This is a genomic window from Geothrix fuzhouensis, from assembly GCF_024609325.1.
Taxonomy (GTDB): domain Bacteria; phylum Acidobacteriota; class Holophagae; order Holophagales; family Holophagaceae; genus Geothrix; species Geothrix fuzhouensis.
In genome coordinates this window covers 980,439-1,005,847 of record NZ_JANHMQ010000001.1, presented here as the reverse complement: position 1 = coordinate 1,005,847, position 25,409 = coordinate 980,439, and the positions used below count along the sequence as shown (strand labels likewise).

At 66.0% G+C, this 25,409-nt stretch carries 23 protein-coding genes; 13 read left to right on the top strand and 10 right to left on the bottom strand.

Annotation, left to right across the window (positions count from 1 at the left end):
- Positions 1–198 precede the first annotated feature (198 nt).
- The 3 genes from tgt to secD all read left to right on the top strand — a co-directional run bounded on the left by tgt (position 199) and on the right by secD (position 4,577).
- Positions 199–1,347 carry a tRNA guanosine(34) transglycosylase Tgt gene (gene tgt, locus NOV74_RS04630; RefSeq protein ID WP_257309676.1) on the top strand — a complete coding sequence of 383 codons (1,149 nt, stop codon included), beginning with the start codon at positions 199–201 and terminating at the stop codon, positions 1,345–1,347.
- Positions 1,348–1,659 (top strand): preprotein translocase subunit YajC, encoded by a 312-nt coding sequence (yajC, locus tag NOV74_RS04625; RefSeq protein ID WP_257309674.1) that lies wholly within the window; start codon positions 1,348–1,350, stop codon positions 1,657–1,659.
- Positions 1,660–1,730: 71 nt separating this feature from the next.
- Positions 1,731–4,577 (top strand): protein translocase subunit SecD, encoded by a 2,847-nt coding sequence (secD, locus tag NOV74_RS04620; protein WP_257309671.1) that lies wholly within the window; start codon positions 1,731–1,733, stop codon positions 4,575–4,577.
- A gap of 194 nt (positions 4,578–4,771) precedes the next feature.
- Here secD and NOV74_RS04615 read toward each other — a convergent pair whose 3' ends face one another.
- Both NOV74_RS04615 and NOV74_RS04610 read right to left on the bottom strand, forming a co-directional pair.
- Positions 4,772–5,791 (bottom strand): alpha/beta hydrolase family protein, encoded by a 1,020-nt coding sequence (locus NOV74_RS04615; RefSeq protein ID WP_257309669.1) that lies wholly within the window; start codon positions 5,789–5,791, stop codon positions 4,772–4,774.
- Positions 5,792–5,850: 59 nt separating this feature from the next.
- Positions 5,851–6,741 carry a polysaccharide deacetylase family protein gene (locus tag NOV74_RS04610; protein WP_257309668.1) on the bottom strand — a complete coding sequence of 297 codons (891 nt, stop codon included), beginning with the start codon at positions 6,739–6,741 and terminating at the stop codon, positions 5,851–5,853.
- A 317-nt stretch (positions 6,742–7,058) separates the two neighbouring features.
- Here NOV74_RS04610 and NOV74_RS04605 point away from each other — a divergent pair, with 317 nt between their 5' ends.
- From NOV74_RS04605 to NOV74_RS04580, 6 genes are read left to right on the top strand one after another with little or no spacing between them, the layout of a single operon-like run.
- Positions 7,059–7,535 carry a 4Fe-4S dicluster domain-containing protein gene (locus tag NOV74_RS04605; RefSeq protein ID WP_257309666.1) on the top strand — a complete coding sequence of 159 codons (477 nt, stop codon included), beginning with the start codon at positions 7,059–7,061 and terminating at the stop codon, positions 7,533–7,535.
- 12 nt (positions 7,536–7,547) lie between these two features.
- Entirely contained in the window at positions 7,548–9,398 is a 1,851-nt protein-coding gene (locus tag NOV74_RS04600) for an aldehyde ferredoxin oxidoreductase family protein (RefSeq protein ID WP_257309665.1), read from the top strand.
- 15 nt (positions 9,399–9,413) lie between these two features.
- A complete protein-coding gene (locus NOV74_RS04595; RefSeq protein WP_257309663.1) occupies positions 9,414–10,658 on the top strand; it encodes an NAD(P)/FAD-dependent oxidoreductase in 1,245 nt (414 codons plus the stop codon).
- A complete protein-coding gene (locus tag NOV74_RS04590; protein ID WP_257309662.1) occupies positions 10,655–10,909 on the top strand; it encodes a MoaD/ThiS family protein in 255 nt (84 codons plus the stop codon). The genes NOV74_RS04595 and NOV74_RS04590 overlap by 4 nt, the downstream gene beginning before the upstream one ends.
- Entirely contained in the window at positions 10,909–11,196 is a 288-nt protein-coding gene (locus NOV74_RS04585; protein ID WP_257309659.1) for a hypothetical protein, read from the top strand. The genes NOV74_RS04590 and NOV74_RS04585 overlap by 1 nt, the downstream gene beginning before the upstream one ends.
- Positions 11,197–11,249: 53 nt before the next feature.
- Positions 11,250–12,722 (top strand): MFS transporter, encoded by a 1,473-nt coding sequence (locus NOV74_RS04580; protein ID WP_257309656.1) that lies wholly within the window; start codon positions 11,250–11,252, stop codon positions 12,720–12,722.
- A gap of 12 nt (positions 12,723–12,734) precedes the next feature.
- Here NOV74_RS04580 and NOV74_RS04575 read toward each other — a convergent pair whose 3' ends face one another.
- The 6 genes from NOV74_RS04575 to NOV74_RS04550 form a co-directional block, all read right to left on the bottom strand.
- The gene (locus NOV74_RS04575; protein ID WP_257309655.1) at positions 12,735–13,436 is read right to left on the bottom strand and encodes a PilZ domain-containing protein; all 702 of its coding nucleotides are present in this window, start codon (positions 13,434–13,436) and stop codon (positions 12,735–12,737) included.
- Between the two features lie 13 nt (positions 13,437–13,449).
- Positions 13,450–14,190, bottom strand: a complete 741-nt coding sequence (locus tag NOV74_RS04570) for a metallophosphoesterase family protein (protein WP_257309653.1) — start codon at positions 14,188–14,190, stop codon at positions 13,450–13,452.
- A 28-nt stretch (positions 14,191–14,218) separates the two neighbouring features.
- Entirely contained in the window at positions 14,219–15,370 is a 1,152-nt protein-coding gene (locus NOV74_RS04565) for a thiamine phosphate synthase (RefSeq protein ID WP_257309651.1), read from the bottom strand.
- An 88-nt stretch (positions 15,371–15,458) separates the two neighbouring features.
- Complete coding sequence (locus tag NOV74_RS04560; RefSeq protein WP_257309649.1) at positions 15,459–16,220, bottom strand: PDZ domain-containing protein; 762 nt, start codon at positions 16,218–16,220, stop codon at positions 15,459–15,461.
- A 16-nt stretch (positions 16,221–16,236) separates the two neighbouring features.
- The gene (locus tag NOV74_RS04555) at positions 16,237–16,596 is read right to left on the bottom strand and encodes a hypothetical protein (RefSeq protein WP_257309647.1); all 360 of its coding nucleotides are present in this window, start codon (positions 16,594–16,596) and stop codon (positions 16,237–16,239) included.
- A 28-nt stretch (positions 16,597–16,624) separates the two neighbouring features.
- Positions 16,625–18,412: an ABC transporter ATP-binding protein gene (locus NOV74_RS04550; protein ID WP_257309645.1), complete on the bottom strand. Its 1,788-nt coding sequence runs from the start codon at positions 18,410–18,412 to the stop codon at positions 16,625–16,627.
- Positions 18,413–18,502: 90 nt separating this feature from the next.
- Between NOV74_RS04550 and NOV74_RS04545 the strand changes: the two genes are divergently transcribed.
- From NOV74_RS04545 to NOV74_RS04530, 4 genes are read left to right on the top strand one after another with little or no spacing between them, the layout of a single operon-like run.
- Positions 18,503–20,251 (top strand): M20/M25/M40 family metallo-hydrolase, encoded by a 1,749-nt coding sequence (locus tag NOV74_RS04545; protein ID WP_257309643.1) that lies wholly within the window; start codon positions 18,503–18,505, stop codon positions 20,249–20,251.
- Positions 20,248–21,312, top strand: a complete 1,065-nt coding sequence (locus NOV74_RS04540) for a 3-dehydroquinate synthase (protein ID WP_257309640.1) — start codon at positions 20,248–20,250, stop codon at positions 21,310–21,312. Before NOV74_RS04545 ends, NOV74_RS04540 begins: the two co-directional genes overlap by 4 nt.
- On the top strand, positions 21,305–23,173 hold the full coding sequence (locus NOV74_RS04535) for a tetratricopeptide repeat protein (protein WP_257309638.1): 1,869 nt from the start codon (positions 21,305–21,307) through the stop codon (positions 23,171–23,173). Before NOV74_RS04540 ends, NOV74_RS04535 begins: the two co-directional genes overlap by 8 nt.
- The gene (locus NOV74_RS04530) at positions 23,170–23,634 is read left to right on the top strand and encodes a hypothetical protein (RefSeq protein ID WP_257309636.1); all 465 of its coding nucleotides are present in this window, start codon (positions 23,170–23,172) and stop codon (positions 23,632–23,634) included. The genes NOV74_RS04535 and NOV74_RS04530 overlap by 4 nt, the downstream gene beginning before the upstream one ends.
- A 38-nt stretch (positions 23,635–23,672) precedes the next feature.
- On the opposite strand, the gene NOV74_RS04525 is transcribed toward NOV74_RS04530, so the two are convergent.
- Together NOV74_RS04525 and lepB are read right to left on the bottom strand one after the other, a co-directional pair.
- Positions 23,673–24,503, bottom strand: coding sequence for a S1/P1 nuclease (locus tag NOV74_RS04525; protein ID WP_257309635.1), 831 nt, complete (start codon positions 24,501–24,503; stop codon positions 23,673–23,675).
- Between the two features lie 6 nt (positions 24,504–24,509).
- Positions 24,510–25,388: a signal peptidase I gene (gene lepB / locus NOV74_RS04520; RefSeq protein ID WP_257309633.1), complete on the bottom strand. Its 879-nt coding sequence runs from the start codon at positions 25,386–25,388 to the stop codon at positions 24,510–24,512.
- Positions 25,389–25,409 lie beyond the last annotated feature (21 nt).

Below are 25,409 nucleotides of genomic sequence, written 5' to 3'. Positions count from 1 at the left end.
GCTACGGAGATTGAGATAAAGAACTGGGGCAAGCCCAACGGCTAAGATGGCAAAGGGCGGGCGGATGGTCAAGCTGGAATAACGTGCGTAAGCCCCATGAACAGGGCATTCGGCGTTTTTTGGGCGGGTTTCGTAACACCCATCTGCGTTTCAAAAGGGTGACATTGTTAATTTTTGTTAAGAAAGCTGGAACTCCCCATGCCGAAGATCACAAGTCCCGATTTCTCATTCACCCACAGCGCCTGGGGCTTGCCCGGGGCGGCCCGAGCTGGCCAGTTTCATACCTCACATGGCGAGGTCAAAACGCCAGCCTTCATGCCCGTGGGCACTCAGGGCACGGTGAAGGGCGTCAGCCCGGCGCAGCTCCGAGACATCGGCCCTCAAGTGATTCTGGGAAACACATACCACTTGGGCCTCCGCCCAGGGGACGCTCTGGTGGCTCAGCATGGTGGCCTGCACCGCTTCATGGGCTGGGATGGACCCATCCTCACGGATTCCGGCGGCTTCCAGGTCTTTTCCCTGGCCTCTCTAAGAAAGATGACTGAGGAAGGGGTCACCTTCCAAAGTCACCTGGACGGCAGTGCCCAGTTCCTTTCGCCAGAGCGCAGCCTGGAAATCCAGCGAAACCTGGGCTCCGACATCTGCATGGCCCTCGACGAGTGCCCACCGGGGCGCATGGAGCGGTCCAAGCTGGAAATCAGCATGGCGCGCACCACCCGCTGGCTGGCCCGGAGCCGGGCCGTGCCGCTGCAGGCCCACCAGGGGCTCTTTGCCATCAATCAGGGGGGCACGCACTTGGATCTCCGCCGCCGCCATCTGGCCGAGGCGATGGAGCTCGATGCGAAGACCCCCTTCCAGGGCTTCGCGGTGGGTGGCCTCAGCGTGGGTGAGCCCAAGGACGATATGAACGCCGTTCTCGCGGAATTCGTGAAGGAGCTGCCGGAGGACCGGCCCCGGTACCTCATGGGGGTAGGCACCCCGGAGGACCTGCTCTTCGGCATCGAACAGGGGGTGGACCTCTTCGACTGCGTGCTGCCCAGCCGCGAGGCCCGGCACGGCCGGATCCTCACCAGCCGGGGCAAACTCAACCTCAAGAACGCCCGGCACCGGGAAACCGACCTGCCTCTCGATCCGGACTGCGCCTGCTACACCTGCCGGACCTTCAGCCGGGCCTACCTCCATCATCTCTTCCGCTGCGGCGAGTTGCTGGGCTTCACGCTGAACACGATCCACAACCTGAGCTACACTGTTGGGCTCACCCGCGCCGCGCGGCAGGCCCTGCTGGAAAACCGCTTTCCAGCGTTCGCCCAGTCCGTGCGGGCTCGTTGGCAGACCGAGGAGCCTTAGATGATGTACGCCCTTCTTCAGCAGCCCACGGCCGGTGGTGGCCCGGCCTGGATCCAGTTCGTGTTCATCGGCGGCATGGCCCTGATGTTCTACTTCCTCCTCATCCGGCCCCAGAGCAAGGCCCGCAAGGAGATGGAGGCCCGCCTGTCGAAGCTGAAGGCTGGCGACGAAGTCGTCCTGACCTCCGGCCTCTACGCCACCATCGACCGCGTTGAGGACAAGCACATCTGGCTCAAGCTCGGTGGTTCCGTGGTGAAGGCCCGGCGTGCCGCTGTGGCGTCCCTGGCCAACGAATCAGAACCTCAGAACTGATCTTCCCGACCTGCCGGGCCGGGACCAATGCACCACTGTTGGGCCGTCCCGCCTTCTGTTAGGAGCGCCCCGTGACCAAGCGGAGCCTCTGGCGCCTCGCCATCGTCCTCGCCGTACTGTTCGGCTGCGGATACTTCTTCACGCCTCTGTCCAAGGTGAAACTGGGGCTCGACCTCCGGGGCGGCGTCCACTTCGAGCTTGAGGTCCAGGGCCAGGAAGCCCTCGCGGCCGACCTGCGTGACAGCAAGGACCGCCTTGCGTCCCGGCTCAAGGAAAAGGGCCTTCCGGGCGCCACGGTGCGCGTGGATGTCGACGTCCTCAGGGTGGACGGCGCGGGTGCCGACCAGAAGGCCACGGTGGAGAAGGTCGCCAAGGACTTCTTCCCCGGCTACGCCTTTGCCGCCGAGGGGGACGTCTTCAAGCTCACGCAGAAGGACTCCTACCAGAAGCAGCTCAAGGACGACGCCAACAAGCGGGCCCTGGAGGTCATCGAGAAGCGCATCCGCGACATCGATCCCGCCAACGTGCTGGAGCCTGAGATCACCGCCAGCGGCGCCAAAGGCAACCGCATCGTGGTGGAGATTCCTGGCATTGAGGAAGGCGACCGGGAGCGTATCAAGACCCTTCTGGCCACCCCTGGTCATCTGGAACAGCGCCTGGTGGCCAAGGCCCCCCAGGTGTACTTCCCGTCCAAGGAAGCGGCCCTGGAGTTCTTCAAGGGCCAGATCCCCCAGGAATTCGAACTGTTCCCTGAGATCGAGAGCGAGCGCCAGGCCCGCCGCGCCGGCCAGCCGGCGGTGAAGGCCAAACCCGGCGAAGAGAAGATCAGCCGCTGGGTGTTGCTGGAGAGCCGCGTGGCCGTGGATGGCGCCGACATTATCGACTCGCATCGGGCCTCCAACTCCCAGACCGAGGCCAACGAGGTCAACTTCACCCTCAACAAGAAGGGGGATGATGACTTCGCCCGCCTGACTGGCATCGCCTCCGAGGAGAACCGCCTCATTGCCATCGTGCTTGATCGCAAGATTGTCACGGAGCTGAGCGCCAAGGAGAAGATCATCGGCGGCGCCGTCCGCATCAGCGGCAGCTTCAGCGCCCAGGAGGCCGACGACCTCGCCAGCCAGCTCCGCAGCGGCGCCCTTCGCGCACCTATGAAGTTCCTGGAAGAGCGCGTCGTGGGCCCCGGCCTGGGCCGCGACTCCATTCACGCCGGTGTGCGGGCCGCCGTCATCGGCTTCGCCGCCATCATCGGCTTCATGGTCATCTTCTACCACTGGTCCGGCGTCAATGCGATCGTGGCCCTCACCGTGAACGTCATCGTGATGATGGGTCTGCTGGGCTCCTTCCGGGCCACGTTGACGCTCCCCGGCATCGCGGGTTTCGTGCTCACCTTGGGCATGGCGGTGGACGCCAACATCCTCATCTTCGAGCGCATCAAAGAAGAACTCGGCCTCGGCAAGAGCGTGCCAGGCGCCATCGACGCCGGGTTCGACCGGGTGTTCTGGACCATCGTGGACAGCCACGTGACCCAGCTCTTCGCGGCCCTGCTGCTCTTCATCTTCGGCACGGGCCCCGTGAAGGGCTTCGCCGTGACCCTCACCGTGGGCGTCGTAGCCTCGCTGTTCACCAGCATCTACATCAGCCGCTTCATCTACGACTGGGTGCTCGAGCACCACCCAGGCGCCAAGACCCTGTCCGTGGGCACTCACACCTTCTTCAAGGGCTCGTCCTACGACTTCATGAAGTACAAGGGCACCGCCATCGCCATCAGCTGGAGCATCATCCTGATCTCGCTCCTCTATGTGCGGCCCTGGAATCTCACCCACAGCAACCGCATCCACCTGGGCATGCAGTTCGTAGGCGGCAATGACATGACGGTGCGGTTCCGCGGTGTCATGGAGCCCGAAATCATCCGGGCGGCCCTGGCTAAAAACGGCTACACGGATGCCTCCGTTGTGGCCTATGAGAATGCCGACAAGACGATTCGCGATTTCTCCGTGAAGGTGAAAGCCAGGAAGGATGCGGACCAGAAGGACAGCACCATCCAGGCCAACGCCCTCCGTGCCATCTTCAAGCAGATGGATCCCGAAGGATCGAGCAGCACGCTCCCGGCCCTTAACCTGGAAGGTTCCAAGACGCTTGCCGACACCCTGGTAAGGCTTAACCCTGCCGGGCTCGGGGGTGATGAGACCGTCCTCGGAGCCGCCTATGCTCCTTTCGCGGATAAGATCATCACTGCCCGGGACCGGCTGCCCTCGGGCCTCTACCAGAATTTTGGGGAGCTTCCGCAAGACCTGCCGCAGGCGGTGAGGGACACGGTCCAGAAGAACTATCGACTGGGTTCCGTGGGCATCCTCAAGGACGAGAGCTTCTCCCCCAGCATCTCCGGCGAGTGGACGCGCAAGACCCTCACCGCCGTGGCGTGGGCCCTGGGCGCCATCCTGGTCTACGTGATGTTCCGGTTCACGGCCAGCTTCGCGGTGGGCGGCATCGTGGCGTTGATCCACGACATGCTCATGGCCCTGGCGCTCTTCGCGGCCTTTGGTTACGAGTTCAACGTACCCGTGGTAGCCAGCTTCCTCACCCTCATGGGCTACTCCATGGCCGATACCATCGTGGTGTTCGACCGGATCCGTGAGAACAGCCACAGGCCGGAGTACCGCCGCGCCACGGTGACCAAGCTGGTGAACGACTCCATCAACCAGACCCTGGGCCGGACGATCCTCACGTCCCTGTCCGTGCTGTTCGTCTCGGTCTGCCTCTGGCTCTTCGGCGGCCCAGCCCTCCACGACCTGGCCTTCCCGCTGGTCATCGGCGTCATCACCGGCACCTACTCGTCCATCTACATCGCCAGCCCCGTGGTGGTCTACTGGGATCAGTGGTTCGGCGGCAAGGACAAGTTGAAGCAGCACGCGTAATGTTCTCCGGGGGTTTCCCCGCCACGCTTGCGTGGCGGGGATCTATGGTCCGCGCTGCGCGCCTCCGTCTAACGCCACGCCGTGCGCGGCTCCCACTCGCCTGATGGCTCGTGGAGATGGAGCCTCCCCCCGGACCCCCGCGAAGAAGCCCGGCAAAGCCGGGCTTCTTCTATTTCGCTGATGATCGTTGTGCCCTACTTCAGGTGCTTCTCCAGGAACGCGTAGATGTCCTTGCGGGACTCTTGTGCCAGCGTGGTGTCGATGCGGTTGAAGCTGTGGCCGCCGGGGGCGTCCTGGTAGATCTTGCTCTCGAAGGGCTTGCCGGCGGCCTTGAGGGCGTTGATGAGGGTCTCGACCTCCACCACGTTCACGTCCCGGTCATTGGTGTTGGTGTGGATGAGCAGGGGGGTGCGCAGCTTCTGGACGTTCCAGACGGGGCTGCGATGCCGCACCGCCTCCACATCCTCGCTGGGGGTCTTGCCGGCGAACATGGTCCGGACCACGGCGTCGTCCCGGTATTCCTCGCCAGCATAGCCCACGCGCGCGAGCAGGTCGGAGACGGGCACGCCCGCATAGCAGGCGGCGAACTTATCGGGGTGGTCGAAGACGGCCATGAGGGCGATGAGGCCACCGTGGCTCCAGCCCACCATGGCGCAGCGCTTCGGGTCCACGGGTAGGTGCTCCACGGCCCAGTCACGGCCGGCTACAACGTCCTCGATCTCCAGGCCGCCATAGTCGATGGCATCGTACAGACCCTTGCCGTAGCCCGTGGAACCCCGGTAGTCCGGCGCGATCACGATGTAGCCGCGCTCGATCATCTCCCGCACGATGTGGACGTGGTAGGTGCCGAAGTCGCCGTGGACACCGCCATGAGGCAGCACGATGAGCGGCAGCTTGCGGCCCTTCTCGGCCTTGCGGGGCACGAAGACGTACTGCTGGATCTTCAGGGGGTGGCGCTGGTTCTTGATGCCGTAAGTCTCCTCGCCCCGGGGGTTCGGCGGCCCGGTGTAGGTCACCTTGTCCACCACGGCCACGTCGGACAGACGCTGGAACCAGAGCTGGTCGTCCGCGGCTTTCCGTACGGAATCCAGCTCCCAGTCCAGGCTATTGACGCGGGACTCCACTCGCTTGAGCCGAGCCGCCTCGGCGCCTTCCTGGGCTGAGAGTGGGCCGAGGGCCAAGGTGAGGATGAGACAAGAGAGCGGGAGATGCATGACGACCTCAGGAGGAGACTGCCACCGAGGGTACTGCAACGGCCATCGTCATGCGATGGTCATCCTCCCCAGCTCACCCAGCCCGCCCGTCCTGGGATCTCCCGGCGGGAGACGGCCTTGGCCGGCGGGTGGGCGGCCTCCAGCTCTGGTAGCCAGTCAGCGTGGGTGCGGGCGTGGACGCCGCGCTCGCGCAGACCCCCCAGGAAGGCGTCGAAGGTTTCGAACAGCGCGCCGCCTTCGACCTCGGTGTGTAGGGCGTAGACGTTCAGGGCGTCCTCCCGCACTAGGTCCCAGACTTCGCGGTTCACCTGCTCTGGCGTGCGGCCGTCCAGGCCCAGCAACTCGTCCAGGGTGGGCAGGGTGGTGGGGATCTGGAGGGTGCTGAGTGTGCGTCCCTTCACGATGGGGTAGAAGGGCGCGAAGCCGCGGCAGTCGCCGGCGTAGGCCAGACCATAGGCCTCCTGCAATTCCAGCGTGGTGTCGTTGCAGCGCCAGGCGGGGCTCACGGCGCCCAGGGGCTTCTCGCCGAACACGGTGCCGAAGGCCTCGTGGGCGTTTGAGTACCAGTCGGCCAGCCACTTTCGCGACTTCCGGTCCAGGAGGTCGTGGTACTGCACGTGGTCCCAGGCGTGGATGCCCACCTCGTGGCCAGCCGCCTTCGCGGCCTGCATTTCGGCGGCGGCCCGCTTCCAGATGATAGGCGCGGGGATGAGCACGCCGTACATCATGGTCTTGAAGCCATAGAGCTTGGTGGCGTTGGTGCGCCGCATCTTGGCCAGGAAGCCCTTGCGGAAGATGCGCCGGATGGCCTTGCCGCTGTTGTCGGGGCCGAAGCTGAAGTAGAAGCTAGCCCGCATCTGGTGCTTGTCCAGCAGGCGCAGCAGGGTGGGGATGCCCGTGACCGAGCCTTCCAGGGTGTCGACGTCCACGCGGAGGGAAATGGCTTTCATGCTGAATCCTCGAAGCTTCCATTCCACCCGCGAACGGGGCGCACCACAAGGCGCGGGCTCCTCGGGACCCGGGAAAGTGCCAAACGTGTCCGGCTGGCTGACGCGCTCAGGGTCGGTCCGCGGTTCGCGTGATTTGGTGAAATAACGAGACCGAGTCTCTAGATCCATGATTCGTCGAATGCGCCTGAAAGCCTTTCCCTTCCTGCATCTGCGTGGTCCTCATCGAAGGCTGTGAAAAAGGGATTCGGCCCAGCGTTATCCGATCTATGATCATCGCGATCCATTCGCGACAGTCCCATCACATAGGAGGTTTCGCCATGCAGAAGTCCCTCCACCTCGATCCCAACAAGTGCACGGGTTGCCTTCAGTGCGAGATGGCCTGCGCCTGGGAGAACCACCGGAGCTTCACCATCGCCAAGTCGCGCATCAAGGTGTTCACGTTCCACAAGGAAGGTCGCTTTGTGCCCTATACCTGCACGCAGTGCGACGAGGCCTGGTGCATGACGGCCTGTCCCGTGGATGCCATCCGGCTGGATCCCGTCACCGGCGCGAAGATCGTGCTTGAGCCCACCTGCGTGGGCTGCAAGGTCTGCACGATCGCCTGCCCCTTCGGCACCATCAACTACGTGGCCTCCTCGGGGAAGGTGCAGAAATGCGATCTTTGCGGCGGCGAGCCGGCCTGCGCCAAGGCCTGCCCGACCGGCGCCATCACCTACGTGGACGCCGACTGGACGGGACTCGGGAAGATGCGCCAGTGGGCCGGCAAGACCGACACCAACCCCGCGACGGTGTGAGGAGCGACTGCCATGGCATGGACCAAGAATGTTCTCCGCGTGAACCTCGAGGCCGGCACCTGCACCACGGAACTGCTGAACATGCAGTGGGCCCAGGATTACCTGGGCCAGCGGGGCCTCGCCACCAAATACCTCGTGTCCGAGATTGACCCGAAAGTTGATCCCTTCTCGCCCATGAACAAGCTGATCTTCGTGACGGGCCCGCTCACGGGGACCATGGCCGCCACGGGCGGGCGCTATTCCGTGGTCACCAAGGGCCCGCTCACGGGCGCCATCGCCTGCTCGAACTCCGGTGGCTACTTCGGCGCCGAGCTGAAGTTCGCGGGCTGGGACATGGTGATCTTCGAAGGGGCCTCGCCCAAGCCGGTTTACCTCCTCATCAACGATGGCAAGGCCGAACTGGTGGACGCCTCCCACCTCTGGGGCAAGACCGTCTGGGAGACCGAGGAGACCATCAAAGCCCAGCACCAGGATCCCCAGATCCGCGTGGCCGCCATCGGCCGGGCGGGCGAAAACCGCGTGCTCTACGCGGCCATCGTGAACGACTTGCACCGCGCCGCCGGGCGGTCCGGCGTGGGGGCGGTCATGGGCTCCAAGAACCTGAAGGCTGTGGCTGTGCGGGGAACCCGCACGGACGCGTACCAGATGGCGAACCCCCAGGCCTTCCTGGCCGCCACCGAGGCGGGCAAGAAGGTGCTGGCCGCCAACGGGGTGACGGGGCAGGGACTCCCCACCTACGGCACCCAGGTGCTCATGAACGTCATCAACGAGCTGGGGGCGCTGCCCACGCGGAACCACCGCGAGGTTCAGTTCGAAGGCGCCCATGACATCTCCGGCGAGGCCATGCACGAGAAGCGGCCCACGGACGGCAAGGCCAACCTCGTCACCAACGGCGCCTGCTTCGGGTGCACCATCGCCTGCGGACGTATCTCCCGCATGGATCCCAGCCACTTCAGCGTCAAGGACAAGCCCCAGTACCACGGCGCCTCCGGTGGCGTGGAATACGAGGCCGCTTGGGCCCTGGGCGCCGCCAACGGCGTGAATGATTTGGAGGCCCTCACCTACGCCAACTTCCTCTGCAACGAGGACGGCTTCGACCCCATCTCCTTCGGCGCGACCGTCGGCGCGGCCATGGAGCTCTTCGACCTGGGCATCCTCACGGAGAAGGAGACCGGCTTGAAGATGCCCTTCGGCTCCACCGAGGCTCTGGTCAAGCTCGCCGAATGGACCGCCCAGGGGATCGGGTTCGGCAAGATCATCGGCCTTGGCTCCCGGCGCCTGTGCGAGAAATACGGCCGGCCCGACCTGTCCATGACGGTGAAGAGCCAGGAATTCCCGGCCTACGATGGCCGCGGCCTGCAAGGCATGGGCCTGGCCTACGCCACCAACAACCGGGGCGCCTGCCACCTGCGCGGCTACATGGTGTCCCCCGAGGTGCTGGGCATTCCCGTAAAGATGGAGCCCCAGGCCACCGAAGGGAAGCCCGCCATGCTGAAGGCCTTCCAGGATCTCACCGCCGTGGTGGACTCCGCCGGCATCTGCCTCTTCACCACCTTCGCCTGGGGCCTGTCGGACATCCAGCCGCAGATCCAGGCCGCTTGCGAGGGCGACTGGTCGGAAGAGCGCCTGCTCCTGGTGGGTGAGCGCATCTGGAACTTGGAGCGCGAGTTCAACCTCGCCGCTGGCTTCACGGCCAAGGACGACAACCTGCCGCCGCGGCTGATGAAGGAACCCGCCAAGACCGGCCCCCAGAAAGGCGCCGTATCCAAGCTCGACATCATGCTGCCCGAGTACTACCAACTCCGCGGCTGGACCAAGGAAGGCGTTCCCACCGCCGAGACGCGTTCGCGCCTCGGCGTATGAGCGGCAGGTCGTCCCATGCGACACCTGATCATCGGTAGCGGTCCCGCCGGCGTGGTTGCCGCTGAGACCTTGCGCAAGGCGGACCCTGCCGCAGAGATCACCCTGCTCTGCGGCGAGGGCGAGCCGCCCTATGCCCGCATGGCCATCCCCTACCTGCTGAAGGGGGAGATCGCGGAGGGGGGCACCCACATCCGGAAGGATGCCGACCACTACGACCGCCTGCGCATCCAGCTGGTGCAGGCCCGCGCGAGAGGCGTCGATGTCGCCCGCCGCACCGTGGACCTGGGTGATGGCCGGGACCTGCCGTTCGATCGCCTGCTCATCGCCACGGGATCGCGGCCCAGCCTGGAGAAGATCCCGGGCATGGATCTGCCGGGGGTGCACAGCTGCTGGACTCTTGAAGACGCCCGGACCATCCTCGCCAAGGCCCGGCCTGGCACCCGCATCGTCCAGATGGGCGCTGGCTTTGTGGGCTGCATCATCATGGAGGGCCTGCTGTCGCGGGGCGTGGACCTCACCATCCTCGTCCGCAGCGGCTACATGGTGCGCCGCATGATGAACCCCACCGCCAGCGGCATGATCCGCACCTGGTGCGAGGCCAAGGGCGTCAAGATCCTCACGCACACCCAGCCTCAGGGCATCACCCTCAAGGAGGGCGTCCTGCAGGTGGCCCTGGGCGAGGGGCGCGTCCTGCCCGCGGATATCTACCTCAGTGTGGTGGGTGTGGATCCCAACCTGGGCTTCCTGGAGGGCAGCGGCATCGAGGTGGACCGCGGGATCCTGGTGGATCCCACCATGCAGACCAACGTTGCCGGCATCTATGCCGCCGGGGACGTCGCCGAGGCCACCGATTGCCTCACAGGCCGGCGGCAGCTCAACGCCATTCAGCCCAACGCCGTGGAGCAGGGCCGCATCGCGGCGCTGAACATGGCCGGAAAGACCGCCGAGTTCCGAGGCAGCTTTGTCTTCAATGTGCTGACCACTCTCGGCCTCGTCTCCTCCTCTTTCGGTGAGTGGCAGGGTGTCCCCGACGGGGAATCCACCGAGGTGCTCGACGAGGCCCACTACCGCTACCTGAACCTGCAGTTCGACGGGGACCGGCTCGTGGGCGCGAACTGCGTGGGCTTCGCCGACCATGTGGGCGCCTTCCGGGGCCTCATCGAGGGCCGGGTTCGCCTGGGCAAGTGGAAACAGCGGCTCCTGCAGGATCCGACCCAGATCATGCAGGCCTACCTGGCCGCAGCGCACAGCGTGGCATGAAGGTCACCCTCAAGCTGTTCGCCTCGCTCGCGGCCCACCTCCCGGCGGAGGCCAGATCCCGCCATCGCATCGAGTTGGACGTCGAACCAGGCGTGACTGTGGCCGACCTGATCCAACGCCAGGGCATTCCGCCGAGCCAGTGCGCCATCGTGCTGGTGGACGGCGTCTGGGTGGCCGGCCCGGAATGGGGTACGCGAACCCTTGCTGAAGGCCAAGCCCTGGCCATCTGGCCTCCAGTGGCCGGCGGCTGATGCGTGATTCGGTGAGCCTGGAGATGACCCTCAGTCGCGAGGAATTTTTGCGCCTGCTGCCTGGGGCGGTCGGCTTGGCCGAGGCAACGGGGGATGGCGGGGGTTTCCGGGGTCGGGACGGCTCAGGGCGCTGGACGATCCGGCTCAGCCCGCTCGCGGATCTCCGTCTGGGCAGCGTGGTCCTGCCCCGGCACCGGATCGACATCCAGCTCGAGGGGTACTCGAAGGGCGAGGTCGAAGCCTTCATGGCCCGGTTCCACCGTGGCTTCCAGCGCGGCGGGGGCTAGGCCCGCACGCATCTGTGCCCAAGAATGACCTGCCGGTCCCGTATAATCCCCGGATGCCCAACCAGCGTCCCACCGGAATCCTGCGCTCCTTCCCGCCCGTCTTCTGGCTGGCGAACGTCATGGAGCTCTTCGAGCGGGCCGCCTACTACGGCCTCAACTCCGTGCTCGCGGTCTACCTCACGAACGAGGTCGTGAAGGGCGGCCTGGGCTTCACGGAACAATCCGTCGGCTTCCTCCAAAGCCTGATCTACGCCTTCACCTACGTCATCCCCATCGCGGGCGGGGCTTTGGCGGACCGGTATGGGTATCGGCGCATGCTGCTCTTCGCGTTCTCGATCCTGGCGACGGGTTACTTCATCGCCGGGAATGTCACGTCCTACGGGGCCGTGTTCGCGGGGCTCCTCGTGATGGCCACCGGCGCCGGCCTGTTCAAGCCCATCATCTCGGGGACCCTGGCGCGCACCACCACAGAGGAGAACTCCGGGTTCGGGTTCGGCATCTATTACTGGATGATCAACATCGGGGCCTTCCTGGCGCCCCTCGTCGTGAGCGTGCTGAAGGGCTTCTCCTGGCGCTACGTGTTCATCGCCTCGGCCCTCTACTGCGCCGCCATGCTGGTGCCCACGGTATTTCTCTTCAAGGACCCACCGAAGCCCGCCAACACCAAGAGCCTGCGCGAGGTGGCCCATGGCGCGGCCCTGGTGCTGGGGGACGCCCGGTTCATGCTGATGATCGTGGTCTATTCAGGCTTCTGGATCCTGTACTTCCAGAGTTTCGGATCGGTGCTCTGGTACCTACGCGATTTCGTGGACGCCACACCGGTGAACCGGTTCTTCGCCTCCTTCGGCGTGCCGCTGAAGTTCGACGCCGAGCACGTCACGGTGGTCAACGGCGGCACCATCATCCTGCTGCAGGTCCTCGTCAGCCGGCTCGTGAAGAACATCCGGCCGCTCCCCACCATGGTGTCGGGCATCGTCATCGGTACCCTCGGGTTCCTCTGCCTGGCGGCCTCCACCAACGTATGGGTGTTCATCCTGGGCATCTCGGTCTTCTCCATCGGCGAAATGACGGCCCACCCGAAGTACTACAGCTATGTGGGCCTGGTGGCGCCAGCGGACAAGAAGGCCGTCTACATGGGCTATGCCTTCCTGTACGGAGTGATCGGCAGCCTCATCGGCTCCAGCCTCGGTGGCGCCCTCTACGGCTCCATGCTGAAGCCTCTGGTGGGCCAGCCTGGGGGGCCCGCGGCGGCCAGGCTCTTCTGGCTGCTCTTCGTGGCTTTGAATGTCCTCGCCGCGATCGGCCTCATCTTCTACGACCGGATCTTCTCCGAGGACACGCCAGAAACGAACGAGAAGGCCCGGAAGATCATGCTGGGGATCTACGTCCTGCTGCTCGTCGCGGGCGTGCTTTTCGTCTGGTCGGCCGTCTCCGGGGACTCGGTCTCCTACAAGACCCTGGTCCAGGCGGTGATCATGCTGGCTCTGGGTGCCGGCGGAACCCTCGTCAGCCTCCGCAAGGCCTGATTCCAGGCCCGGTCAGTCCTGCTTGAACCGATGGGACCGGTCGGTGCGCCGGGCCTGGATGAAGCGGTGGATGGGTTCGAGATCCGTGTCGGGGCCGGGCAGCAGGACCACGCCGAGCCGGGTGGGGAAATCCTGGCCTTCGAGGTACGCCAGGTGTCGCACTTCACCGGGACAGTGGAGGACTGAACCATCCGGCAGCTCGGCGTCGATGTCCACGGGAGCGTGGAGGTCCACGACGAGGGATTCCTCCAGGGCGAGGCCGACGCCGGTTTCCGTGAGGTTCACCAGCAGGGCGTCGTGGATCTGTCCACCGAGGCCCACGCGGACTTTTAGGGGGGACTGCTCCGGGGCGGCCACGCGCATGTCTCGGCGGCGGTGCAACTGCGCCGATTCATGCGGCCAATCGAGACACAGGAGCGTGTCCCCGTCCTCGCCCGGAAGGGGAGGGAGCAGGATGGATTCCAGGGTGAGCACCTCCTCTCCCAGCAGCAGGGTGAGCGTGACGGGTGTGCCTTCGGCGGGCACTGCGTCCCGGGCATGGATGCCGGACAGTTCCAGGGTCGAACCGGGACGGAAGCTGTGGAGGCGAAGATCGCCCAGCAACCTGGAGTTGACGCCCTGAAGCCGGAGGCTCGCCACGGCCTTCGTGAGGCGTGCCTGGATGAGGAACTGTTCCAGAACGGGGGCCGACAGGGCGGAAATGGGAGTTCCCATGGGGTAGTGCCTTTCAGATGCCTTGGCTCAGCCGGTCTGCCAGGTTGACATGCAGCCCTGCGGCCAGGATGGCCTTGGCGGCGCCATGCACATCGTAGTCCAGCCGGTGGAGGCGTACCCGCCGGCGTTTGGGATCGTAGGTCATGAACGAGAGCCTCGGATCACGGTCCCTGGGCTGACCTACCGACCCGGGGTTTACCAGGTAGCGAGAGTGGGGCTGCATCTCGAACCACTCGCCGGGCTGGAGGCAGATCCAGTTCAACCGGCCCTGGGCCTCGTCCAGCTCGAAGCAACCCGGCAGGTGGGTATGGCCAAAGAAGCAAAGGGGGCCTTCGAAGGCGTCGAAGGCCTGGCCGATTTCGCGCATGTGGAGCAGGTAGGCGTCCTCATCCACCGGCGAGCCGTGGGCGATCTGGTAGTCCTCACCCACCCATTGGGGCCCGACCGGGAGGTCTGCCAGGAAGCGCCAGTTGTCCTGGCGCAGCTTCTCCCGGGTCCAATCCGCCGCCTGGCGGGCCGGCAGACTGAAGGAGTCGTACGGCTCCAGGCCCGCGCAGACCTTGTCGTGGTTGCCCCGGACCATGAACCGGGGCCGGAGTTCACGCACCTTGTCCAGCAGCTGATTGGGATGGGCGCCGTAACCCACCAGATCCCCCAGGAGCACGAAACGATGGATGGCCCGCCGCCGCGCGAACCGCAGCACGGCCCGGAGGGCATGCAGGTTCGAATGCAGATCGGAAAGGATCAGGTCCACTGGGATATTCCTGGGGAGGACGTCTAGTCTACCAAGCCATCATCATGGCGGAGGCAAGATCCTCCGGACCCCGGCCGAAAGGAAGCAGGACGGGCGCCAGGGACCAGGCGGTGGCCCGGGTTGCGCATCGGGCCATGAAAGCGCTCCGGTCCTGGGCGAGGGGGCGCTGGGGATCCCGGCCCACCCGTTCCCAGGCCCGGACCGGGGGCTCGGCGAGCCAGAGAGGGACGAAACCGGCGGCGGCGACCCGATCCCGGTTGACCGGGGCTTCCCAGGCACCCCCACCCAAGGCCACCACGCCCGGTTCGGCCAGCAGGCCAGGCAGCAGAGTGGATTCCAGAGCCCGGAAGGCACTTTCGCCCAGCTCGGCGAAGATGGCCCTCACGGGGACGCCCTGGTTGGCTTCGATCACGTCGTCCAGGTCATGGAAGGCCAGCCCCAGCCGCCGGGCCAGGAGCCGGCCGAGGGTGCTCTTCCCGGCGCCGCTGCCGCCCAGGAGCACGATGCCCTGGTCTCGACGAAAGGGTGGGCGGACCTGCCATCGCGCCTGTTGGATCTCCCAGCCCAGGGTGGCGGGATCGGTGGAGCGCTGCAACTCACCCACCATGGCCAGGGCTTCGGCTCCCGCTTCGAAGCAGGCCTTGGCATCCGCAGGGCCCAGGCCCCCAATGGCAATGGGTGCGAGGCCTCGGGCCCGAAGCGCGGTGCAGCCAACCCGCAGGCCATCCAACCCGATGGGTTCGGCATGATCGGACTTGGTGGCCGTCCCCCGGAAGGGACCGACGCCGGCATGATCGCAAGCAGCATCCACAGCGTCCCACTCGGCGGGACTGTGGGTCGAGGCGCCGATATGGCAACCACCCAGCCCAGGCAGGCGGGTTGCTTCGGCGGCCGGGAGGTCGCCCTGGCCCAGGTGCAGGCCCCAGGGGGCGAGTCCTTCACGCGCTGCGAGCATGGCCAGGTCCGTCCGGTCGTTCACGCAGATGAAGGGCCAGCCACCATTCGCCGCCGCCTCCGCCAGGGCCACGTGCAGCTCCAGCCACTGGGCCTTCGCATCCAGGAGCTTGCCGCGAAACTGCACCAGCGGAAAGCCCGCCTCACCCAGTCGGCGGATCTGGGCCGACAGCGGCTCGGGACTCGCGGCATCAGTGATGGGGTAGAGGGGGGGCAGGTGGAGCATGGTGGCAGTGTACCTGGGCCAGAAAAGGGAGGCCCAGCTCCCCAGTCTGGAATTCACCACATCAAACAGCCGCCTCTCGCTCGAAAAATCAATTCGATTCAGGGAGTTCGATTCGGACTGGTCCCTCGTTTCGCAGGATGGACAGTGAATGGGTCTTTCCGCTGACCACGGCCGCCCGAAGCGTGGCGAGGTTGAGGGAAGGCCCCTGCAGATCCCCAAAAGCCAGCAGGCGGTCTCCCGCCCGGAGTCCTGCACGCTCATAGACGCTACCCGGTTTGACGCCAAGGATGACCAGCCTAGGGGTTACCCCTGACCGGTCCCAGACGGCATGAAGAGGTTGCCGGACCACAGGCTTCGCCTCCAAGCATCCGCGGGGCCCGACCTTGAACCCCACTTGGGCTCGTTTGAAATCGAGCCAGATCGCGGGCCACATGGCCGATAACCCCAGGAGATTCTCATCCTCGACTTCCACCTCAGAGTCGCACCACTGTTTTGCGCCGATGCCGACAGTCGTTGAAGCTGATCGGACCTGCTGGGGTGCTTCCGTGCCGGCCACTGTCAACGAGATGGAAGTCGAACCCGGAATCGTTTGCTTTGGGATGCCCTTAACTACCCGGTCTGAAACGGAAAGGAATCCCGTCAGGCCCGTGTCGCAGACGGCCTCGAGCAGAAGTCCTGCGATGTCCAACTGGACGAGAGGCACCCCCTTCGAATGTTTGAAAGCCAAGTCCCGCAAGTAAGCCCCTTCAGGGCCGCCACTCCAGCGGATCACCTGGTTGCGGAAGTCCATCAGGAAGGCCTGCTCCTGAAGCAAGTTCATGCCGATCAGGCCTGCGACGGGAACATCCATGGTCTGGTTCAGGGCGCTAGGTCGAGCAGAATCGCCTGGGAAGCGCGGGCCTGCAAGGGACCGCATTGGAGTTGATGGACCCGGACGGGTTCTGCAGATACGGCCGATCCTCCGGCTGTGATGGCTTGGACCTTTTTCCCTCCAGCTCCACGTCCCGGGTCCAGAAGTCAGGACCAATCGATCGGTCGAGCGTGGTTATCTCGGATCCTGTGTCTACCACCATGCGCACTTCTTTCGAGGTGCCGTCATCACGTAGGAGGTGGACTTTGATTACCGGGATCCCAAACAGATTCGGTTCCATGGGGATCGACTGGGCCGAGCCCTGCACCTGAGGGAACAGCACTGCCAGCCCAAGTCCCATCGCTGCCAGGCGCATCCTGCCTCCGAGGTTCCAGCCTACTCCCTCAGGCCGCCTCACCATCTGCGAACTGCAGCCGCACTAGCTTGGCGTAGACGCCATCCTGGGCGATGAGGCCGTCGTGGGTGCCGCGCTCGACGAGGACGCCCTGGTCCATGACCCAGATCTCGTCGGCGTCGCGGATCGTGGAGAGCCGGTGGGCGATGGTGAAGGTGGTCAGGCGGTGGCTCACTCGCTCGATGACGGTCTGGATCTTGGCTTCGGTCTCGGAATCGATGTTGGCGGTGGCTTCGTCCAGCAGCAGCACGGCGGGTTCCAGATAGAGCATGCGGGCAAAGGCGAGGAGCTGCCGCTCACCGGCGCTGAGTTTCTGGCCGCGCTCACCCACCTGCGTATCCAAACCCAGGGGGAGCCGGCCCACCAGGTCCTTCAGCTGGCTCTGCTCCAGCACCGAGGCCAGGCGGGCCTCGTCCATGGGCCGGTCCAGCACGATGTTGTCGCGCAGGGTGCCGGAAAAGACGAAGACGTCCTGGAGCACCAGGCCGAAGAGGTCCCGCAGGCCGCGGAGCTTCAGGTCCCGCACGTCCACGCCATCCACGGTGATGCGGCCCTCATGCACGTCGTAGAAACGCATGAGCAGGTTGATGAGGGTGCTTTTGCCGGCCCCGGTGTGGCCCACCACGGCCACGCGCCGGCCCTTGGGGATGACGCCGCTCAGGCCACGCACCACCTTCCGGCCGCCCTCTTCGTAGGCGAAGCTGACGTTCTCCAGTCGGACCTCGCCGGCAAAGGCGGCGGGCCTGGCGTCCGGTGCCTCGGGGATCTCTTCCTGGTTGTCCAGCAGGCGGAAGATACGTTCGCTGGAGGCCAGTGCCGTCTGCATCACGTTGTAGCGCTCGGCCAGTTCCCGGATGGGCCGGAAGAACCGCCCCGACTGCTGGATGAAGGCGAGCAGCAGGCCCCAGGTGATGGCCCCGGCCTGGAGCTTGAAGCCCGCGTAGAAGATGAGCGCCGCCAGGGTGCCGGACGTGATGAACTCCACCACGGGGAAGAACACCGCGTAAGCAAAGATGGTGCGCAGGAAGGCCTGGAAGTAATCCTCGTTCAGCTCCTTGAACTGCAGGTCGCTGCGGTATTCCTGGGCGTTAACCTGCACGAGGCCCATGCCCGAGATCTGCTCCTGGAGGAAGGCGTTGATGGCGGCATAGCGCCGCTGGGTCTCCCGGAAGGCCTCGCCAGCCCGGCGGCGGAAGATCTCCGTGGCCACAAGCAGAAAGGGCAGAATCCCCAGCGCCACCAGGGCCATGCCCGGGTGGGTCCAGAACATCCAGATGACGATGGCCAGCAGAGACAGTGCGTCCCCCACGATGGCCACGAAGCCCGAGGCGAACATCTCGTTCAGGTTCTGGACGTCGCTGGTGACGCGGGTCATGAGACGGCCGACGGGATTGCGGTGGAAGAAGTCCGTGCTGCGGCCCATGAGGTGCGCGAAGAGCTGCACCCGCAGTTCTAGCATGGCCTTCTGCCCCACTCGGGCCAGCAGGAAGTAGCGGGCAAAGCTGACGAAGAAGCCGGCGAAGAGCACACCCAGGAAGCCCGCGATCATGGGGGCCGCCCCCTTCAGGCTGCCCTGGGCCATGAACCGGTTGATGAGCCGGAGGGTCAGCTCCGAGGGCATCACCTCCAGGAAGGCGCCGAGGGCCATGAGGCCGAACAGGGCCAGAAGCGCCGCCCACTGGGGACGCAGATAGCCGGCCAGGCGCCAGAGCAGCGTATGGCGCATGGGCCGCTGGTCCATCCGGTCGGATTGAAAGAAGGCTCCCTGTTCGGACATGGGCTCATTCTCCCACAGCCGCCCCGATTCCGGCTCCAATCAGGACGGATCCCCCGCTCGCCGGTAAAGTAGTAGATCTCCGGAGACGACATGGGCCCCTGGATTTCCGCCTTCCTCGCCGTCGCCCTCGTGGCGCAGACGCCGCCCGAGGCGCGGGTCGCGGCCAGGCTGCAGCGGGAGGTGGAGTTCCTCGCGTCGCCCTCGCTCAAAGGCCGAGGCAACGGGTATCCAGAACTGAATCAGGCCGCCGCTCACATTGTCCGGGAATGGCGGGCCCTCGGCCTGAAGGCGCAGGTCCAACACTTCCCCTTCGTCGCGAAGGTGATCCGGGATGAGCAGGGTGCCCTTTTGACGCACGGCGAGGAGGCTCGGCCGCTCGTGTGGGGCCGGGACATCGAGGCCCTGGGCTATAGCGGCGATGCGGACTTCCGCCTGAAGCCCCTCGCCTTCCTTGGTTATGGCGTGCAGATCCCCGGGACCTATGACGATCTCGCCGGGGTGGAAGTGAAGGACCGGGTGGTGATCATCGTCCGCACCCTGCCAGACATCGACGCCTTCGCCCACCTGCCCCGGGGCGAGCGGAGCCTGCTGGCCCGCGTCAAGCGCCTGGAATTGGCCAAGGCTGCCGCGGTGCTCGTACTGGAGAATGGCTCCACACGCCCCCTGCAACGAGAGGAGGGGCCGGTGAAGATGGACATCCCCGTGCTCAGCCTGGCCGCGGATGCCCTGGGAACCGCCTGCGGCGACCTCCAGGCCCGGCTCAAGACCATCCGGGAGACGGGCAAACCCGCCAGCCAGGACTTCATCTACGCTCCCTGGACCACGCTCACCTTGAAGCTGAAGCTCCGCCGCGAGGAGGCCCAGGTGCCCAACGTGGTGGCAGTGATTCCCGGCCGCGATCCGAAGCTGCGGAAGGAATACATCGTCCTGGGGGCGCACCTGGATCACCTGGGTCTGGGCGAACGCCACAGCCTGGGCGGCGCGGAGACCCGGGGGCAGGTTCATCCGGGCGCCGACGACAACGCCTCGGGCGCGGCTATGGTGGTGGAGCTGGCGCGGGAGTTGAAGCAGGCACGGCCCCGGCGGTCCATCCTGCTGCTGCATTTCGGAGGAGAGGAGGAAGGCCTGCTGGGCTCCAGCTACTGGATCCAGCACCCCACCCACCCCCTGGAATCCGTGAAGTTCATGCTCAATTTCGACATGGTGGGCCGCCTGGATCCCACCGCGCCCAAGCTGTTGATGGGTGGCCTGGGGGCACCGAAAGCCGCGCTGGAAGCCGCGAAGAAACTCGCGCCGGAAGGGTTCTCCATCAGCATCGATGTGGGCGCGGCCGTGGGCGGTTCGGACCACATGAGCTTCTCCCAGGCGAAGATCCCCACGTTCTTCTTCTTCACGGGGATCCATGGCGAGTACCACCGTCCCACGGACACCGCGGCCCGCATCAACTTCGCCGGGATGGCGAAGCTGGCCACCTTCGGCCGAACTGTGGCGCTGGACTTGGCCAATGCTGACACACTGCCGGCCTACGATCCGGAGACCGCCAAGGTGGTCATGCGGGGTGACGGCAACCCCCTGCGTGTGGCCTTTGGCACCCTGCCGGACTACGCAGATAACCCGAAGGGGTTCCGCATCAACGGGGCGACCCGGGGGTCTACGGCCGAGGCCATCGGCCTCCAGGCGGGCGACATCATCATCAAATTCGGTGATCGGCCCGTGAAGAACATCTACGATTTCATGGATGCCCTTGCCGCCCACAAGCCCGGTGACAAAGCCGTGGTCCAATGGCTTCGGGGGGATCAGACCATGCAGGCCGAGGCCACGCTGAAAGGCCGCTCATGAGGCTCGCCACGCCCACCGGATTCGCCACGGAAGTCTTCCTCCAGGAAGCTCCGGAACCGGACCTGCTGCCGGAGGGTTCCTGGACCCTGGTAGGGGATCTGCACCTTCGGGAAGCCTGGACCGGTGCGGGCCTGCCCGAGCCCAGCCATGCCCTCTGGGTGGCGGTGTCCGAGGAGGAGAAGAAGCTCCGGACCATCCTCCCCTGGCTGGAGCACTGGGCCCGGGTTCCCCTGCACCGGGACGCGACCGTCGTAGCTCTGGGCGGCGGCGTCCTGTCCGATATGACGGGCCTGGCCTCGGCCCTCTACTTGCGGGGCGTCGCCTGGCAGGTCTGGCCGACCACCCTGCTGGCCATGGCGGACGCGGCCCTGGGTGGCAAGACCGGTGTGGACCTCGCCGCCGGAAAGAACCTGGTGGGAGCCTTCCATCCCCCCCGTCGCCTGGTGGCCTGCACGTCGTTCCTGGAGAGCCTGCCGATCCGGCACCTGGAGAACGGGCGCTGGGAATTGATCAAGACGGCGCTCATCCAGGGCGAGATGGCTTGGGCCACCGAGATGTTGCAGGACACGCCGGTAAAGGTCCCCTGGGTGGAACGGGCCCTGGCCTACAAGGCTGGCGTGGTGCACCGCGATCCCCGCGAGGCGGGCGAGCGGCGTCTGCTGAACCTCGGCCATACCCTGGGCCATGCCCTGGAGGCGGCCTCTGGCTATGACTTGCTCCACGGCGAGGCGGTGGGGTTGGGGCTGCTGGGCTCCTGCCTGCTGACCGAGGAACTCGGCCTGAAGGCCTTCCCCTCCGCGTTCCTCGAAGCGTTGGCCCAGCGCCTCGCGCCTCTGGCGCCCAAGATCGCCCCCTGGTCCGCCTGCCTGCCCCTGCTGCTCCGCGACAAGAAGGCCAAGCATGTTCCAGGGACCGCCGGGGCCGAGCCGACCACGGAGATCCACTGCATTCTGCCGCGTTCCGGGGAGCCGGCGATCCAACGGACGCTGACCCCCGAGGCCTGGGAATCCCCCCATGCCCGACTCATCGACCTGCTCGACCGGGAGGCTACCCGTGCCTGATCTCCGGCTTTCCTTCTTGGCCGTGCTACTGACGGCGGGGCTCGCCTCCGCGCCGCCGACGGAAGATGTGCGGGCGCTGATGCTTCAGGCACGCGCCTTACAACTGCGTGGCGGTGGCACGGATCCCGTCGCGGCCGTGGCCATCTACCGACGGGTGGCTGCCCTGGTGCCGCAGAGCGCCGAGGTCCACCTGCGGTTGTCCGAAGCCCTCCAGGAATCCCAGGATGTCCAGGGTGCCCTGGCGCCCGCCCGGCGGGCCGTCGCGCTGGCGCCGCGGAATGCCGAAGTCAGGGCCCACCTTGGTCTGCTCCTGTATCAGCTCTTTCAAAAGGATCCCGCCCTGGCGCCGGAAGCGGCCCGGGAATTGAGGGTGGCGACGACCTTGCTGCCCCAGGATCCCGAGCTGTGGGCGCGGCTGGGCGAAGTCTCAGAACAGATGAAGGATGGCGAAGGCGCCCTCCAGGCCTGGCTGCACCTGGGACGGCTGCGCCCCAGCTTCCAGTCGGCCTGGGAACGGGCTGCCATCCATGCCCGGGCCCTCCAGAACTACGAGGCCAGGCGGGAGGCGGTGCTGGCCCTCAATGCCAGGACTCCCGACGAACGCCACCTCCGGCTCCTGGAAGACCTGGCCCGGGATCAGATCCAGGCCGGCTACCTGGCGCACGCCGAGGAGAGCTTCCTGCTGCTCGCCCAGCACCTCCCGCAGGAGCCGGGCCTGTGGGAGAACGTGGCTCTGGTGCGGCTCCAGACCTCGCGGTTCGAGGAGGCCCTGGACAGCCTGAAGAAGGCCGAAGCCATCAAGATCACCCCCCGGACCACCTTCAACACGGCCCGTGCCCTCATGAACCTGGGCCGGTTCAAGGAGGCCGAGGCCAGGTTGGCGACCCTCCTCGCAGGGAAGATTGATGAAGACATCATCGCCGACGGCTCCCAGGCCCTGTACGCGGAGACGCTGTTGCTGGAAGGCAAAGGCGGTGCCCTGCTGGCCTACCTGAAGGAACATCCGGGCCGGCCCCAGGTCGCGGGTGAACTGCAGGTGTTCACCTGCCAGGCCCTCATCAGCCGCAACGACTGGAAGAGCGCCCTGGTGGCGCTGAAAGATGGCATCGCACACTTCCCGAAGGTCCCCTTTTTCCAACAGGCGGCAGCGCTTCCACCCGAGTACCTGGAATACCGATTCTTCTCGCGGAAGGAGAGTCGCGCGGCCCTGGAACAACTTCATCTGGAGGGCATGGCGGCCATCTGGTCCGAGTTCCGACGCTGGGACAAGTGCCTGGAGGCGCTGGAGCGGGCCCGCGCGTTGGGCCCCGTCCGGAACGTGGACATCCTGCTCATGCAGAGCAGCGCCTACGATCAGTTGGGGCGCACCGAGGATTCCCTGCGGGTCCTCCGCGAGGCCCAGAAGGCCAATCCGAACAACCCCATGGTGCAGAACAACCTGGGCTACCAGCTGCTGGAGCAGGGGCGGAACCTGGAGGAGGCGGCTGCTCTCATCGAGGCCAGCGCCAAGGCCACGCCGGATAATGGCAATGTGGTCGATAGCCTGGGCTGGGCCCAGTTCAAGCTGGGGAAGATCGTCGAGGCGGAAGCCACCCTTCGCCGCGCTGCGGAGTTAAGTCCCTTCAGCCCGGAAGTCCGCAAGCACCTGGGCGAGGTGCTGGTGAAGCAGGGCAAGCTGGCCGAGGCGGCCGAGCAGTGGGAACGGGCCCTGGCGTTCGTCTTCCCGGACCGAGCGGCCCTGGAGAAGCGGCTAGGGGAACTCCGCATCCGTATCGCCAGGGAGCAGGCCCAGAAGGTCGAAGGCGCCCAGGTAGCCGCGCCGGATGCCCCACCGGATGACGACGACGAGGAGCAGCCATGATGCCCATCCAGACCCCACCGGCCGTCGTGGCGCCCGCCGCGGCGACGCCCGTGCGCGCCCAGTACGGCTGGGGCTATTCCGGCTCTGGCGGGGAGGGCACAGGCACCCTGAACCTGCTGATGGAGCCTGGTTCTGGCCGGCTGGTGGCGGAGCTGCATGGGCTCGGGGAGCGCCTGTTGCTCCTGGAGGGCGACCGGGCCACGGGCTATCACCTGCAGGTACCCCGGCAGAAGCTCGACCAGCGGGCCGCCACCCTGGCGGAGTTGCCGCTGCCCTTCCTGCCCCAGGTCGCCAGTGTCGAGGCCCTGCTGCGCATGCTCCGGGGCGGCGAGGGGCCGGGCGTTTCCGTGTTGAAGAAGGACGCCACCGGCCCCCTGAAGCTGCACTGGCAGGGCAGGGATCCTCGCGGCAAGGACGAGCAGGTCTGGCTGGACCGCCGGCGCTGGGAGGAGGCTCCCTAGGTCCGGTCCCTGTTGAAACCGCCGCGGCCGCGGCGAGCTCAGTGGGCCGGCTTCGCCGGACCGGCTGGTTTGCCTGCCGCTATCCAGGCGGTGAGGATGGCATCTCCGAGGTGCTTCCCAGCCAGCTGGAGCTGGCCCTTCACCACAGGCCCCTGCTTGGCCCAGAAGATCATCCAATAGGCCTGGGTGCGCTGTTTGCGTTGGCCGTCCGTGGGTGTGGTGCGATCGGCGCTCAGGTCATCCTCCAGCAGCTGCGGCACCAGGGCGTGGGAGTCGCGGAGCCAGTCCCAGGGGCGCTCCAAAATGTGCGGGTCGGCCTCCGCCGGGAGGGCCTTGATCGCCTCGACCTGGAGATACCGCTCCACCAGACCGGATTCCCAGCGGCTGTGGACGCCTCGCTGGTTCGTGGCCTGGCCGTCGTGGTTCTCCGTGGTGTGGAGGGGCACGTGGGCGTCCGCGACATAGTGGCTTAGGATCGACGTGGCCATGGTCACGCGCGAGGCATCACCGGACTTGAAGGCATCCACCAGATCCCGCCACCGGTCCTGGATGATCCAGGGCACCACACCCCGGCGGTAATAGTCCCCCCCGATCTTGGCCTGGGCTGCCTCCAGCGTGCGGGGAAGCTGGTCCGGGCCGCCGTAGGGCTCCATGTCGAGAAAGTGGCGCGGGCCCTCCTTGCGATCGCTGCGCCAGTGGTCGGGATCGGAGGCGTGGTCTTCCACCTCCGTTTCACGCCCCGCGTACCAGGCATGGAGACTGGGCGGCAGGCCTTCCAGGGCCAGGGTACAGGTGACGCGATGGCCCTTGTCACCCCAGGCAGAAAGCGGTAAGGCCACCAGGAGCAGCAGGAGGAGAGGGGTCTTCACGTCCGGCTACTCGGGGATGGTGCCGGTCCGCTCCCAGCGGGTGCGGGTGAAGAAATGCCGGGCGGCGTCGATGAAGTCGGCGGCCACATCCGTGGGTCCCTCGGGAACACGGCCGTTGTCGTTGTCCGTATCGCCCTCGCGGAAGCTCCACCACACGATGAAGGGCCGGCCCCGGAGGTGATCCATGGGCAGGAAGCCCCAGTAGCGGCTGTCCATGCTGTTGTCGCGATTGTCACCCATGGCGAAGATGTGGCCAGGCGGCACCCGGACCGGCCCCAGGTAGTCCTTGAATCCCTCCTGGATGAGGCTGTTCATGGACTGCATCTGGTTGTGGTCATGGAGGGCCAGCACTTCCGGATCCGCGTGGCGCCAGAGGCCCACGGGGCGCTCGGCTTCTCCGGCATACCGCTGGGGGGGCCACGGCCCGGGTGTGGGACCTTCCGGGTCGCGACCGAACTGGAACTCGAACGCGCCAGTGATCTGTTTCCCGTTCACGTAGAGGCGCTTGTTGCGCATTTCCACCAGGTCACCCGGCAGGGCCACGCAGCGCTTCACGTAGTCCTGGTCCCGGTCGATGGGGTAGCGGAACACGATGATGTCGCCTCGTTTCACGCTCCGCATGGGGAAGAGCTTCTCCTCCCAGGCCCACTGGGGCTGGGCGAAGATGAACTTGTTGGCCAGCAGATGGTCCCCGATCATCAAGGTGTTGCGCATGGAGGCAGAGGGGATCTTGAACTGCTGGCCCACGAAGGTCTTGAAGAACAGGATCAGGATCATCGCGAAGCAGATCACTTCCAGATTGTCCCGCACGGCCCCCTTGGCGGCGCCAGGAGGCAGCTCGATCTCAGTTTCGGGAGTCTTGTCGGAAGCGGTGTCAGCGGCCATGTCGGCTCCGGGAATGGTCGA

Bases quoted from the DNA above. Each gene is read 5' to 3' on its own strand.
- tgt (WP_257309676.1), top strand. From the start codon at position 199: ATGCCGAAGATCACAAGTCCCGATTTCTCATTCACCCACAGCGCCTGG.
- yajC (WP_257309674.1), top strand. From the start codon at position 1,348: ATGATGTACGCCCTTCTTCAGCAGCCCACGGCCGGTGGTGGCCCGGCC.
- NOV74_RS04615 (WP_257309669.1), bottom strand. From the start codon at position 5,791: ATGCATCTCCCGCTCTCTTGTCTCATCCTCACCTTGGCCCTCGGCCCA.
- NOV74_RS04610 (WP_257309668.1), bottom strand. From the start codon at position 6,741: ATGAAAGCCATTTCCCTCCGCGTGGACGTCGACACCCTGGAAGGCTCG.
- NOV74_RS04605 (WP_257309666.1), top strand. From the start codon at position 7,059: ATGCAGAAGTCCCTCCACCTCGATCCCAACAAGTGCACGGGTTGCCTT.
- NOV74_RS04600 (WP_257309665.1), top strand. From the start codon at position 7,548: ATGGCATGGACCAAGAATGTTCTCCGCGTGAACCTCGAGGCCGGCACC.
- NOV74_RS04595 (WP_257309663.1), top strand. From the start codon at position 9,414: ATGCGACACCTGATCATCGGTAGCGGTCCCGCCGGCGTGGTTGCCGCT.
- NOV74_RS04590 (WP_257309662.1), top strand. From the start codon at position 10,655: ATGAAGGTCACCCTCAAGCTGTTCGCCTCGCTCGCGGCCCACCTCCCG.
- NOV74_RS04585 (WP_257309659.1), top strand. From the start codon at position 10,909: ATGCGTGATTCGGTGAGCCTGGAGATGACCCTCAGTCGCGAGGAATTT.
- NOV74_RS04580 (WP_257309656.1), top strand. From the start codon at position 11,250: ATGCCCAACCAGCGTCCCACCGGAATCCTGCGCTCCTTCCCGCCCGTC.
- NOV74_RS04575 (WP_257309655.1), bottom strand. From the start codon at position 13,436: ATGGGAACTCCCATTTCCGCCCTGTCGGCCCCCGTTCTGGAACAGTTC.
- NOV74_RS04565 (WP_257309651.1), bottom strand. From the start codon at position 15,370: ATGCTCCACCTGCCCCCCCTCTACCCCATCACTGATGCCGCGAGTCCC.
- NOV74_RS04560 (WP_257309649.1), bottom strand. From the start codon at position 16,220: ATGGATGTTCCCGTCGCAGGCCTGATCGGCATGAACTTGCTTCAGGAG.
- NOV74_RS04555 (WP_257309647.1), bottom strand. From the start codon at position 16,596: ATGCGCCTGGCAGCGATGGGACTTGGGCTGGCAGTGCTGTTCCCTCAG.
- NOV74_RS04550 (WP_257309645.1), bottom strand. From the start codon at position 18,412: ATGTCCGAACAGGGAGCCTTCTTTCAATCCGACCGGATGGACCAGCGG.
- NOV74_RS04545 (WP_257309643.1), top strand. From the start codon at position 18,503: ATGGGCCCCTGGATTTCCGCCTTCCTCGCCGTCGCCCTCGTGGCGCAG.
- NOV74_RS04540 (WP_257309640.1), top strand. From the start codon at position 20,248: ATGAGGCTCGCCACGCCCACCGGATTCGCCACGGAAGTCTTCCTCCAG.
- NOV74_RS04530 (WP_257309636.1), top strand. From the start codon at position 23,170: ATGATGCCCATCCAGACCCCACCGGCCGTCGTGGCGCCCGCCGCGGCG.
- lepB (WP_257309633.1), bottom strand. From the start codon at position 25,388: ATGGCCGCTGACACCGCTTCCGACAAGACTCCCGAAACTGAGATCGAG.